This is a genomic window from Sedimentibacter sp. B4 (genome assembly GCF_000309315.1).
GTDB classification, from domain to species: domain Bacteria; phylum Bacillota; class Clostridia; order Tissierellales; family Sedimentibacteraceae; genus Sedimentibacter; species Sedimentibacter saalensis.
In genome coordinates this window covers 1-12784 of sequence record NZ_CANG01000044.1, presented here as the reverse complement: position 1 = coordinate 12784, position 12784 = coordinate 1, and the positions used below count along the sequence as shown (strand labels likewise).

The 12784-nt window shown below is 36.8% G+C and carries 11 protein-coding genes; 1 reads left to right on the top strand and 10 read right to left on the bottom strand.

Features of this window, described 5'->3' with window-relative positions:
* Positions 1-200 precede the first annotated feature (200 nt).
* The 10 genes from dnaJ to BN358_RS08910 all read right to left on the bottom strand — a co-directional run bounded on the left by dnaJ (position 201) and on the right by BN358_RS08910 (position 12189).
* On the bottom strand, positions 201-1349 hold the full coding sequence (dnaJ, locus tag BN358_RS08955) for a molecular chaperone DnaJ (protein ID WP_019228902.1): 1149 nt from the start codon (positions 1347-1349) through the stop codon (positions 201-203).
* A 241-nt stretch (positions 1350-1590) separates the two neighbouring features.
* A complete protein-coding gene (gene dnaK / locus BN358_RS08950; protein WP_019228901.1) occupies positions 1591-3441 on the bottom strand; it encodes a molecular chaperone DnaK in 1851 nt (616 codons plus the stop codon).
* A 161-nt stretch (positions 3442-3602) separates the two neighbouring features.
* Positions 3603-4184, bottom strand: a complete 582-nt coding sequence (gene grpE, locus BN358_RS08945) for a nucleotide exchange factor GrpE (RefSeq protein WP_019228900.1) — start codon at positions 4182-4184, stop codon at positions 3603-3605.
* A gap of 4 nt (positions 4185-4188) precedes the next feature.
* A complete protein-coding gene (gene hrcA, locus BN358_RS08940; protein ID WP_019228899.1) occupies positions 4189-5247 on the bottom strand; it encodes a heat-inducible transcriptional repressor HrcA in 1059 nt (352 codons plus the stop codon).
* A 290-nt stretch (positions 5248-5537) separates the two neighbouring features.
* Complete coding sequence (gene hemW, locus BN358_RS08935) at positions 5538-6677, bottom strand: radical SAM family heme chaperone HemW (RefSeq protein WP_019228898.1); 1140 nt, start codon at positions 6675-6677, stop codon at positions 5538-5540.
* 335 nt (positions 6678-7012) lie between these two features.
* Positions 7013-8263 (bottom strand): dicarboxylate/amino acid:cation symporter, encoded by a 1251-nt coding sequence (locus BN358_RS08930; protein WP_019228897.1) that lies wholly within the window; start codon positions 8261-8263, stop codon positions 7013-7015.
* A gap of 238 nt (positions 8264-8501) precedes the next feature.
* Positions 8502-9740, bottom strand: a complete 1239-nt coding sequence (locus BN358_RS08925) for a dicarboxylate/amino acid:cation symporter (RefSeq protein WP_040582268.1) — start codon at positions 9738-9740, stop codon at positions 8502-8504.
* Positions 9741-10025: 285 nt separating this feature from the next.
* The gene (locus BN358_RS08920; protein WP_019228895.1) at positions 10026-10763 is read right to left on the bottom strand and encodes a 16S rRNA (uracil(1498)-N(3))-methyltransferase; all 738 of its coding nucleotides are present in this window, start codon (positions 10761-10763) and stop codon (positions 10026-10028) included.
* Positions 10764-10773: 10 nt separating this feature from the next.
* A complete protein-coding gene (gene prmA, locus BN358_RS08915; RefSeq protein ID WP_019228894.1) occupies positions 10774-11748 on the bottom strand; it encodes a 50S ribosomal protein L11 methyltransferase in 975 nt (324 codons plus the stop codon).
* Positions 11749-11769: 21 nt separating this feature from the next.
* Positions 11770-12189 (bottom strand): OsmC family protein, encoded by a 420-nt coding sequence (locus tag BN358_RS08910; protein ID WP_019228893.1) that lies wholly within the window; start codon positions 12187-12189, stop codon positions 11770-11772.
* A gap of 137 nt (positions 12190-12326) precedes the next feature.
* Here BN358_RS08910 and BN358_RS08905 point away from each other — a divergent pair, with 137 nt between their 5' ends.
* The gene (locus tag BN358_RS08905; RefSeq protein WP_019228892.1) at positions 12327-12686 is read left to right on the top strand and encodes a hypothetical protein; all 360 of its coding nucleotides are present in this window, start codon (positions 12327-12329) and stop codon (positions 12684-12686) included.
* The last annotated feature ends 98 nt before the right edge of the window (positions 12687-12784 follow it).

The window sequence follows — 12784 nt, the reverse complement described above, 5'->3', positions numbered from 1 at the left end:
TTCTTATCTTATATTGCTTCCCATACAACAATTTTTATCTTAAACGTTATCAATAAAAACTTTACAAAACTAAATATAACAACATTGCTATAATTATATCAGAATTAATTTTAAAGTCAATATTTGTTATATTTTGATATCTATACTTACACCCTAAATACCAAAAGACGCCCGAAAGCGTCTTAATTTATACTGAATATTTAATCCTTAAACGCATCCTTCATCTTGCCGAAGAACCCTTTTTTGTCGTTGTCGGGTTTTTCACCCATTTCTTCTGCGAATTGTTCGAGGATTGTTTTTTGTTTGTCTGTAAGTTTCTTAGGTACGTCAATTTTAATTCTTACGTACTGGTCGCCTTTGCCTGCGCCTCTTAGGTTTTTGATACCTTTGTTTTTCAGTCTGAATACTGTTCCCGGCTGTGTTCCTTCAGGTACTTCATATTTTACTTTACCTTCGAGAGTCGTAACTTCTATGGAACCGCCTAGAGCTGCCTTGGCAAATGATATAGGTATTTCACACCATACGTCGTTACCGTCTCTTTCAAACAGTTCATGTTCTTTAACGTTGATGTATACGTACAAATCTCCTGCCGGGCCCCCACGTTCTCCGTGGTTTCCCTCGCCTCTAAGTGGTATTACACTGCCTGTGTCAACTCCTGCAGGGATGTTGATTGAAAGCTTTCTTGATTTCTTTTCCTTGCCTGTTCCGCTGCATGATGTACATGGTTCTTCCACCACTTCTCCGGTTCCGTTGCATGTGGTGCATATTTTCGTGCTTGCAAATTGTCCGAAAGGTGTTCTTTGGACTGTCTTAACGCTACCTGCTCCGTTACATGTAGGACATGTTTTCTTAGATGTTCCTTTTTTAGCTCCTGTACCGTCGCATACGTGGCATTTTTCTATACGATTTATTTTAATTTCCTTTTTAGTTCCGAATGCTGCTTCTTCAAATGTTATGTCCAGCTTGATCTTAAGGTCTGAACCTGCCTTAGGACCAGTTCTTTGCGCTCTTGAGCTGCCGCCTCCGCTGAATCCACCTCCAAAGAAGTCACCAAATATATCGCCGAATATGTCTCCGAAGTCGTTGAATCCTGCACCGCCTGCTCCTCCAAAGCCTTGGCTCTGGTCAAATGCTGCATGTCCGAACTGGTCATATTTAGCTTTTTTATCCGGGTCACTGAGAACTTCATAGGCTTCATTTATTTCCTTGAATTTAGCTTCTGCTTCTTTGTTGTCCGGGTTCAGGTCAGGGTGATACTGTTTTGCCAGTTTTCTGAATGCTGATTTTATTTCTTTTTCATCTGCGCCCTTTTCAATTCCCAGGACTTCATAATAATCTCTTTTTGCCATAAATTTCTCCTCACCACCTCTGTTATATCAGAAGGACTGTCGCCCTGACTGATTTATTGGCAGGTATAACCAGCCAAAATATCTTTTAGAAATGATATTTATTTGTTTCTAAAGCGGGAGGACACGAGGTCCTCCCCTACACTACATATTGTCTTATTTATTAGTGTTGTTTTTACATTAACCAAGCTAAATCTTAAAAAAAGATTTAGCTTGGTATTAACTGTCATTTTAATTTTATTTTTTACTTGTTGTCGTCGTCGTGGATTTCTTCAAATTCAGCGTCTACTACATTGTCATCAGGTCCTTGTGAACCCTGGCTGAAGTCTGCTCCACCTTCAGCTCCTGCCTGAGGACCAGCTTGTGCATAAAGCTTTTGAGCCAAGTCATTGAATACTTTTGTCAGCTTTTCAGTTTTATCTTTCATTTGAGCTGTGTCATTGCTTTCTATAGCTTTTTTCAGTTCATCTGCTGCAGATTGAGCTGAAGCTTTTTCTTCTGCTGAAATTTTACCTTCTAAGTCTTTCAATGTTTTTTCTGTCTGATATACAAGAGTGTCTGCATTGTTTTTGATTTCAATGTCTTCTTTTCTCTTCTTGTCTTCTTCTGCATATTGTTCAGCTTCTTTGACTTTCTTTTCAATGTCAGCGTCTGACATTTTTGTAGAAGCAGTGATTGTGATTTTTTGTTCTTTTCCTGTTCCTAAATCTTTTGCACTTACGTTAACTATACCGTTAGCATCTATGTCAAATGTTACTTCGATCTGTGGAATTCCTCTTGGTGCAGGTACTATTCCTGACAACTGGAATCTTCCTAATGAAATGTTGTCATTTGCCATTTGTCTTTCACCCTGGAGAACGTGGATATCAACTGCAGGCTGGTTGTCTGCTGCTGTTGAGAACACCTGGCTCTTCTTAGTTGGTATTCTTGTGTTTCTGTCTATTAATTTAGTGAATACTCCGCCTAATGTTTCAATTCCCAGTGACAATGGAGTTACGTCAACAAGCAATATGTCGTTGCCGAATTCTCCTGTCAATACTCCGCCTTGGATAGCTGCTCCCAAAGCAACGCATTCGTCAGGGTTGATTCCCTTGTGAGGATCTTTTCCTGTAAGTCTCTTAACAGCGTCCTGTACTGCAGGGATTCTTGTAGAACCACCAACAAGCAATACTCTGTCAATGTCATTAGCTGTAAGTTTTGCATCAGACATTGCTTTTTTAACAGGTTCAACTGTTTTTTCTACTAAGAATGCTGTAAGTTCATTGAATTTTGCTCTTGAAAGATCCATGTTTAAGTGTTTTGGTCCTTCTTGTGTTGCTGTGATAAATGGCAGATTGATTGTTGAAGTCATTGCGCTTGACAATTCCTTCTTAGCTGTTTCTGCAGCTTCTTTCAATCTTTGAAGAGACATTTTGTCTTTTCTTAAATCAATTCCATTTTCTTTCTGGAACTGGTCTGCTAAGTAATTTATGATTACCTGGTCGAAATCGTCTCCGCCAAGTCTGTTGTTTCCTGCTGTTGCTTTAACTTCAAACACGCCTTCGCCTATTTCAAGTATTGAAACGTCAAATGTACCACCGCCAAGGTCATACACCATGATTGTCTGCATGTGGTCTTCTTTGTCGATACCATATGCAAGAGCTGCAGCTGTTGGTTCGTTTATAATTCTTTTTACTTCAAGGCCTGCAATTTTACCTGCATCTTTTGTTGCCTGTCTCTGGCTGTCTGAGAAGTATGCCGGAACAGTTATAACTGCTTCTGTTACTGTTTCTCCCAAATAGCTTTCTGCGTCAGCTTTTAATTTTTGAAGTATGAATGCTGATATTTCCTGTGGTGAATATGATTTTGCATCAATTTTTACTTTGTGGTCAGTACCCATTTCTCTTTTAATAGAAGAGATTGTTCTGTCTGGGTTTGTAACTGCCTGTCTTTTAGCTGTTTCTCCAACCAATCTTTCCCCATCTTTTGTGAATGCTACGATTGAAGGAGTCGTTCTTTTACCTTCCACATTTGCTATAACAACGGCTTCTCCGCCTTCCATAACTGCTACACAAGAGTTAGTAGTTCCTAAGTCAATACCTATAACTTTACTCATTTTTTCCTCCATTTATAATTAAATTTAATTTTTACTTTATTTATGAGATCCTTCGCATATGCTTAGGATAACTTTTGATTCTGATGCGGGAGGACACGAGGTCCTCCCCTACATGTTGTTTTTTTGATTTTGTGGGAAGTTAATACCTCCCGGTTATATTTTTATTTTCTGCAGATTCTTACCATTGCTGGTCTTACAAGCTTGTCGTTGACTGTGTAGCCTTTCTGAAGAACATCAAGTATGATTCCGTCTTCAAATTCATCGCTTGCTTCAAATGCAACTCCGTAATGCACGTTGTGGTCAAACTGCTTATGTAGTGATTCAACTTCTTTCAATCCTTTTTTATCAAGGATTCCCATAAGCTGAGTATAAACCATCTGTACGCCTTCTTTGAAAGTGTTGTTTTCTGAATTTTCTGCTGCAAGAGCTCTTTCAAGATTATCTACAACTGGCAGAAGTTCCAGAATCATGTCTGAAACAGCATTGCCATATGAAGACAACTTTTCTTTTTCAGTCCTGCTCTTATAATTAAGGAAGTCGGCTTGAAGTCTCAACAACCTGTTGTTTAAGATTTCCACCTCTTCATTGTTTGATTCCTTTTTATCTTCTATTTCTGTTTCCTTATTATTTTTATTTTCTTCATTTTCCTTTGAAACTGATTCTTCATTTGCTGCATTTGAAGTTTCGTTGTCCTGTTGCTTTTCTGTTACCTTTTCTTCATCATGCTTTTTAGCCTTAGCCATTTCTTCACTCCTTATTTTCATCGTCAAAGTTCTGATTTATAATTTCATTCATTGCTTCAGACATTGATTTTACAGTGGAAATAACCTTGCTGTAATCCATCCTTGTAGGGCCGATTACGCCGATTTTCCCGATGAGTTTTCCATTGAATTTGTATGTTGCAGTTATTAAACTGCAGTCTCTCAATGCCTCATATTGATTTTCATGTCCTATAGTTATTGCCAAATCATTTTCACCGACAAACTGCAGCAATTTTGCAATACTGCTCTTGTCTTCTACAAATGAAATAAATTCTCTTGCTTTGACAACGTCGTTATATTCAGGCAAATCCAAAATATTTGTAATGCCATCAGAATACACATTAATCTCTTCTAACTTGCTGATTTGATCCATAAGATACGGCAAAAGCTCCATCAATGAATCGTTGCTGTGTTCTCTTACATGGTACAGCTGTTCTATTAAGCTATCCTTAATTGAATCCACATCTTCAAGCTTATATCCGTAGAGCTTTTCAGATAGAGCCGCCGAAATTTTGTCCATCTGGTCAAAAGGTATTGGACTGCTCATTCTAAAAGTAACCTGTTTTACTATGTTGCTTTGAAGTATTATTAGAAGCAATAATTTTGTATCAGTTATGGGAACAAGTTGAATTCTTTTAATAACTGACTGCTTAAGCTGGGGTGCTACTATAAATGATGTATATTTAGTAAACTGGGACAAAATTCTAACTGAATTCTTAAATACAGAATCCAGTTCATTTGACTTGTCTTCGATTATATTCCTTAACTGATCCAGATTTGTGTTTGACGGATCCTGCACCTTTTTCCACAAATCATCCACATAGTATCTGTAGGCTTTGTCAGTTGGTATTCTTCCAGCTGATGCGTGAGGCTGAACAAGAAAACCCATTTCTTCCAAATCAGACATTTCATTTCTGATTGTGGCAGGGCTGACACCAAGTTCATATTTCTTTGAAATTGTCCTTGAGCCGACAGCTTCAGCATTATCAATGTAACTTGAGATAATTGCTTTTAAAATCTTCACTTTTCTCTTATCCAAAGACATTTCATCACCTCATTTTCTTTGTTAGCACTCATCAACGTCGAGTGCTAATCTCTAGATATAAGATACTACTTTACATTTATTTTGTCAATAGATAAAATTAATTTTTTTGTCAATATGTGATGATGTTACAACTTGTTGTCATCCTGAGGCGAAGCCGAAGGATCTCATCTTTAAATTTAAAAAACTGAGATCCTTCGCTATGCTCAGGATGACAACGTCGAAGGTTTTATTTTGCGCCACAACAATACAATGCCATAGTTTTTTATTGATTGCACCTTAAAGAGACAGCGTCATTCCATGAATTCTTCAAAGACATAATTTGAAATATCCATTCCCCTTTGGGTTAGCTTCACAATGCTCCCGTTGTATTCAATGAGCTTGTTGTCTGTGAGATATTTTATTTGTTCACTATATTTTTCATTAAAATCAACATTGAATTTTCTTTTGAATTCAGCAGCATCAAGACCTTCTGTAAGCCTTAATCTAAGCATTATATATTCAAACATCAGCTCTTCTTTGTTCATCTCTTCCTGAATTATTCTGTTGAAATTATTTTCTATCGAATTTTTGCAGTACAAATTCAAATCTGAAGGGTTGCTGTACCTTATGCTGTTCATGAATGAATGGGCTGATGGACCTATTCCTATGTATTCCTCCTGATTCCAGTACTTAAGATTATGTCTGCACGAAAAACCTTCAACTGCAAAATTTGAAATTTCATATTGGAACAAATTGTTTTTTTCCATGACAATTCTACCCTTGTAGTACATGTTTCTTTCTTCGTCCTCGTCGGGCATAGTGATTAAATTTTTCTGTTCCATGGAATGCAATGGCGTTCCCTTTTCTAACTTCAAAGAATAAAAAGAAATATGTTTCACTCCTCTTTCCATTATTCTAGTCAGTGTGTCTTCAATATCTGAAGTAGTCTGGACGGGTATGTTAAACATAGCATCTGCGTTTATATTTTCAAATCCATGTTTCTTAGCCCTGTCTATGGCCTCAAGGGCTTCTTTGCTGTTGTGAATTCTTCCTATTTTTTTTAGTATTTCATCGTTAAGGGACTGAATTCCTATGCTGAGGCGGTTAATTCCTGTTTCTCTGTACTGATTTAAATTTTCATCAGTCAACGTGTTTGGATTTGCTTCCATGCTTATTTCTGCATCTTTGTCAATGTCTGCAATAAGACTGATGCTGTCTAAAATTCTTTTTAAATTGGAAGGCTTTATAATAGTTGGAGTTCCACCTCCAAAATATACGGTATCAACTATGTACTTATGTCCCAGCATTTCTTTGTAACTATTAATTTCATGTATAACTGCTTCTGTATATTTAGTTTCCCATTCATCATCCCACTTCACAGAATAAAAATCGCAGTAATTGCACTTCTTTTTACAAAATGGAACATGTATGTATACTCCAAGTTTTTTCATTTTTTACCTCTCTATTGATTAATCGGCCCTTAGTAGTAAATTAATTTTAATGTTTTGCACTTTTCCCATGAAATTTCTACCCGTCAATAATATATTTTTAATTTCCAGCCAGGTAATTTTATTTATAAATAAAAAGGAACTGAATTTCAGCTCAGACTATTGACAAACCCTGACACTGTCATCCTGATCGTTAGTGAAGGATCTCATCTTATTGAAAATATGAGATTCTTCGGGCTACGCCCTCAGAATGACAACGCCGAATATTTCTATGCCATCGACCTGTGCTTTTTCAGCTCCAATTATATCATTATTATAATGTTAATACAATTTTATATTTATTTACCTGACTTGTTTTCGAAAACTGATCTGTCAAGTTCTCCTTCAGTTGCAGAAACAATTACTGCACATGCAGCATCCCCTGTAACGTTTATGCATGTTCTCATCATATCCAGAACTCTGTCAACTCCTGCAATTAGTGCAATACCTTCTATTGGAAGACCTGCTGACTGCAGAACCATTCCAAGCATTATCATTCCTGCTCCAGGTACTCCTGCTGTTCCTATTGATGCCAGAGTTGCAGTAAGTATTATTGTAAGCTGTGCTGAAATGGGAAGATCAATTCCATAAACCTGAGCAATGAAGAATGCACACACTCCTTGATATATGGCAGTACCATCCATGTTAATTGTAGCTCCCAGTGGAAGCACGAAGCTGCTTATTGATTTAGAAACTCCTAAATTTTCTTCTGAACGCTTCATTGTTATAGGCAGTGTTCCTGAGCTGCTTGCTGTTGTAAATGCAAACACTGTAGCTGGTGCAACTCCCTTAAAGAACTGAACAGGATTCACCTTTGCAAATAGGCTCACTGTTGAAGAATAAGTGAAAACAGCATGCAGTATACAACCTGCATATACTACCAATATCAATTTTAAAAGCGGCAGCAACACTCCCGGTCCGTTTTGGGCAACAACAGGAGTTATAAGTGCAAATACACCTATTGGAGCGTATTCCATTATTACTGCAATAATTTTATACATTACTTCTGCCATGGCATCGAAGAAATTAAACAAAACCTTTCCCTTTTCCCCGATTCCAATTATACCTGCTCCTACAATGAGTGCAAATGCTATAACTTGAAGCATGTTTCCTTCAACAAGCGCTTTCAGCGGATTTGAAGGTATGATGTTTAACAGTGTGTCAATTATACTTGGAGCCTCTGCAATTTCAACTGTTGCATCCACAGGAATGCTGAAGCCTCCTCCTACATTGCTCACATTAGCTAAAATAAGTCCGATTGTAACAGCAAATGCTGTTGTAAGCATGTAATAAGCCACAGTCTTTCCGCCGATTCTTCCAAGCTTCCTGACATCATCCATGCTGCATGCCCCAACTACCAGTGAAGAAAATACCAGCGGCACAATTACAAGTTTAATAAGGTTTAAAAACAAAGTTCCTAATGGTTTAACGTAATTAACAGCAATATCCGGATTTGATTGAAGGGCAATTCCAAGGATAATGCCGGCTGCTAAACCGATGAAAATCTTAGTTGTTAATTGTAGCTTTTTACTTTGTGTTTTTTCATTCATGTTGTCATTTCTCCTCTTTATTTTGATTCTCAAATATTATAACTTATTTTACGCTTCTTGTCTTTACAATTTTACAAAAAAAATGATTTTTCTCAAGAAAAATCATTTTTCATCATTAATATTCATTATTTTCAAAATATTGGAATTCAATGCAGTGCCAATTTTCATGGACTATGGCATTTTTTTAACAAAATTTCGAAATTTTTTATTTATTTTTCATACATTTATATATGTTATACTATTTAGCTGAAGACGCTGTTTTTTCGTAAACTGATCTGTTCAGTTCGCCTTCTGTTGCTGCTATTATAGTTGCACAAGCAGCATCTCCAGTGATGTTTATCATCGTTCTCATCATGTCGAGAATTCTGTCAACTCCTGCTATGAGAGCAATACCTTCTATAGGAAGACCAACTGACTGCAGAACCATGCCAAGCATAATCATGCCGGCGCCGGGAACTCCTGCAGTTCCTATTGAAGCAAGTGTAGCAGTAAGTATTATTGTAAGCTGAGCGGAAATAGGAAGATTAATTCCGTATACTTGAGCTATGAAAAATGCACAAACTCCCTGGTAAATTGCTGTTCCGTCCATGTTGATTGTAGCTCCAAGAGGAAGAACAAAGCTTGTTACTGATTTTGGAACCCCAAGATTTTCTTCTGAACGCTTCATGCTTATAGGCAATGTTGCTGAACTGCTGGCAGTGGTAAATGCAAACACCATGGCAGGAGCTATTCCTTTGAAGAATTTAACAGGGCTAACCTTTGCAAACAGAGAAACTGTTGCTGAATAAGTAAACAATGCGTGAATTGCACAGCCTGCATAAACAACCACTATGAGTTTTAAAAGAGGAAGAAGAACACCGGGTCCGTTTTGTGCAACAACCGGAGTAATAAGAGCAAAAACTCCTATTGGTGCAAATTCCATGATTACTGCTATGATTTTGTACATAACATCAGCCATGGAATCAAAGAAATTGAACAATACTTTACCTTTTTCTCCGATTCCTATTATTCCTGCGCCTATAATCAGAGCAAATGCAATTATTTGAAGCATGTTTCCATCAACAAGAGCTTTTAATGGATTTGAAGGAATAATATTAAGCAGAGTGTCAATAACGTTTGGAGCCGCAGCAACTTCAACCTTGGCATCAACAGGTATGCTGAAACCTCCGCCTACATTGCTTAAATTTGCAAGAATAAGACCAATTGTTACTGCAAAAGCAGTTGTGAGCATGTAATAGGCTACCGTTTTCCCACCTATTCTGCCAAGCTTTCTTACATCGTCCATGCCGCATGTTCCAACAACAAGAGAAGAAAATACCAGTGGTACAATTACAAGTTTAATTAGATTTAAGAACAATGTTCCGAATGGCTTGACAAATTTTACTGCAATGTCAGGGTTTGGTTGAAGAATAATTCCTAATAAAATACCTAGCGCCAAGCCAATAAAAATTTTGGTTGTTAATTGTAGTTTTTTCATTTCTAACACATTCCTCCTTATTATTTAGATTACTTACTATAAGTATAACTCATTATTAATGTTTTGTCTCCAAATTTTTCTAAAAAAAGCATTTTTCTAAAGCCATTTTTCAACATTATACAAGCATATGTTCTCGCCTACAATATGAAATCCAGATTCACTACATACGTCATATCGATGCGTAGGGGCGGACCTCGTGTCCGCCCGTGTTGTTATTATCTCAATAATTATTATCTGCGAGGAAACAGTAGTTCTCCCCTACAAAATAAAATCCGCTCTTCTTAATTACACCATTTCGTTACAGGCGTACATTACAACAGAAGCTGCTACAACACCTGCAGTTTCTGTCCTTAATATTCTTTTGCCCAATGTGACAATATGAGCTCCTACTTCCTTGAACATTTCTATTTCCTTTATATCAAAGCCACCTTCAGGACCTATTATAATATAGTAATTATCTTTTGGCTCCTTCAGCACATCTTTAAGAATTTTCATGTCTTCAAGCTCATAAGGAACTATTACTTCAGCATCTTCCTGCTTCAAACGTTCAACAAGTTCCTTGACAGTTGTAATTTCTTCAACCTGGGGAATTATGTTTCTTTTGCTTTGCTTTGCAGATTCCTTGGCTATTTTTTGCCAGCGTTCAAGCTTTTTCTGCTCTCTGTCCTTGTCGTTGAGCTTTACAACAGTTCGTTCTGTTATTAAAGGAATGAAGCTCTTAATCCCAAGTTCCACGTTTTGCTGAATGATTGTTTCCATCTTTGTCTGTTTTGGAATGCCCTGACAAAGTGTTATATTGATTTTTGATTCATTGTTTCTTTGTATTTCTTCAATAAGGCTGCAAACTATGTCATCCTTGTTAATTGCTTCAATCCTTGCTTTATATTCGTTGTTGTCTGTTACAACTGAAATGATGTCACCTTCCTGAGCGCGCAAAATTGTCTTTAAATGCCTTGCATCCCCTCCGGTAACACTCACCGAATTGTTTTCAATGCAGTCATTTGAACAAAAATATCTGAACATTTTTACCTCACTATCTGAGTATCGCAGTTACGCAAACCCATTCTTCGCTATCGTTTATTTCTATAACTTCAAAACCCAATTCCTTAAAGTTATCCAGCACATCCTGCAGATATTTTTTTATTATGCCTGAGGCAATTACAAGTCCGCCTTTTTTCAGAAACTTTGGAAAAGTCATGCTCATTCCCATTATAATCTGAGCAATAATGTTTACAGCTATCATATCGTACTTGTTGTTTCCTATTTTTTCCTGAAGCTTTTCATCATTTGTGACATCTCCGCAGTAAACAGTGAATCGGTCTTCATAAATGTTGTTTAGTTCTGCATTTTCCTTTGCAATTCTCACTGCATTTTCATCGATGTCAACTCCCACACAGTTTTCTGCTCCAAGCAGTATTGAAGCAATTGACAAAATACCGCTTCCGCAGCCCATGTCAAGTACTCTCATTCCTTCTGTCATATGCTTTATTATTTGTTCAATGCATAGGCGCGTTGTGTGATGCTGACCTGTTCCAAAGCTCATTCCCGGATCGATTTCAAGAATTAATTTTCCTTCTGTTGATTCATTGTACTCTTCCCATGATGGCTTGATTATTATTTTGTCTGAAACCGTAAAGGGTTTGAAATACTGTTTCCAATTGTTTGCCCAGTCTTCTTCATTCAATGTTCTTGTTGTTATTTCAAGCCTTCCAAAATCAACATCCTTATATTCTGTATTAAGATTTTCAACAAACTTTTTTATTTCACCGAAGAGCTCATTACCCTGGCTGTTGTCAGCAAGATAAACCTTGATACAGCTTTCGCAATCCTTCATTTTTGTGAGTTCTTCATCATAATAATCCCAGTTCATTGTGTCATCGTGGAGAAAATCTTCAAAAACGCTGGCATCTTCAATTACTGCATCATTGATTCCAAGTTTTATCAAGGCTCCGTTTATAATTTCAATTCCATTTGTAGTGGTATATATTGACACTTCAATCCAATTCATTTTTTTCTCCTGTTTATAATACTATTCTTCTATTTTGATTTCGTAAGTTATGGGAACTGCTTTCTCAAGCATTGCCGCCACTCCGCAATATTTTTCCATGGAAAGCTTCACAGCTCTTTCAAGCTTGTCATAGCTCAAATCTTTTCCCTTGAACTTGTAAATTATTTTTATGTAATTGTAAATTTTAGGATCTTCTTCTCTTGTTTCAGCTTCAATATCCACATTCACATCTTCAATTTCTAATCTCATCTTTTTGGTGATTGTCATTACATCTATTCCTGAACAACCAATTAATCCTGCCAGCAAAAGTGCCTTAGGACTTGGTCCAAGATTGTTTCCGCCATTTTCTACTGTTGCGTCCGTTGTTACTTTGTGACCATTGATTTCCATTTCAAAGGCCATGTTTCCCTTAAGACTTGCACTGATATTTGTTTTAGCCATATTTTCTCCTATCCTTAATTTATTTTTTAATTGCTATATTATATCATATATTTATATTGAATATAGTATTTTTTATTGACTTTCATATATTATAATATATAATTAAAAAAACTTTTAAAATAACTGGCGGTGATATTATGAAGGATGTTGTTAAATCAAATGTTATAGGAAGTTTAATAACCTTGGTTGCCGGAGCACTCATAGGTTTTTTTGGAGTATTTGTGTCGGTTTTTTCAGATGGGCTCGTATATGAGAGGCTGGTTACAATATTAATTGTGTTGATAATTTACGGAATAGTGGGCATTGTTCTGGGATTTTTAAAACCAACTTACACATGGCTGTACATGCTGTCTTTAAGCATGCCTGGTGTAATAATTTTAGCATTGTACTCATCAAGAGAATTTAATATTCTTTATATTGCATACATGGCATTGATTTTGGCATTTTCCTTTTTTGGAACAAAGACAGGCAAATCAATGAAACGAAAAAAGAAATAAACAGCTTGTCATTTGCGGGAGAACACAAGGTTCTCCCCTACAATATGGAATCCAAATTCAATGCATACGTCATATGCCAGTGCGTAGGGGCGGACCTC

Coding starts and splice junctions, on each gene's coding strand:
- dnaJ (WP_019228902.1), bottom strand. CDS start 1,349: ATGGCAAAAAGAGATTATTATGAAGTCCTGGGAATTGAAAAGGGCGCA.
- dnaK (WP_019228901.1), bottom strand. CDS start 3,441: ATGAGTAAAGTTATAGGTATTGACTTAGGAACTACTAACTCTTGTGTA.
- grpE (WP_019228900.1), bottom strand. CDS start 4,184: ATGGCTAAGGCTAAAAAGCATGATGAAGAAAAGGTAACAGAAAAGCAA.
- hrcA (WP_019228899.1), bottom strand. CDS start 5,247: ATGTCTTTGGATAAGAGAAAAGTGAAGATTTTAAAAGCAATTATCTCA.
- hemW (WP_019228898.1), bottom strand. CDS start 6,677: ATGAAAAAACTTGGAGTATACATACATGTTCCATTTTGTAAAAAGAAG.
- BN358_RS08930 (WP_019228897.1), bottom strand. CDS start 8,263: ATGAATGAAAAAACACAAAGTAAAAAGCTACAATTAACAACTAAGATT.
- BN358_RS08925 (WP_040582268.1), bottom strand. CDS start 9,740: ATGAAAAAACTACAATTAACAACCAAAATTTTTATTGGCTTGGCGCTA.
- BN358_RS08920 (WP_019228895.1), bottom strand. CDS start 10,763: ATGTTCAGATATTTTTGTTCAAATGACTGCATTGAAAACAATTCGGTG.
- prmA (WP_019228894.1), bottom strand. CDS start 11,748: ATGAATTGGATTGAAGTGTCAATATATACCACTACAAATGGAATTGAA.
- BN358_RS08910 (WP_019228893.1), bottom strand. CDS start 12,189: ATGGCTAAAACAAATATCAGTGCAAGTCTTAAGGGAAACATGGCCTTT.
- BN358_RS08905 (WP_019228892.1), top strand. CDS start 12,327: ATGAAGGATGTTGTTAAATCAAATGTTATAGGAAGTTTAATAACCTTG.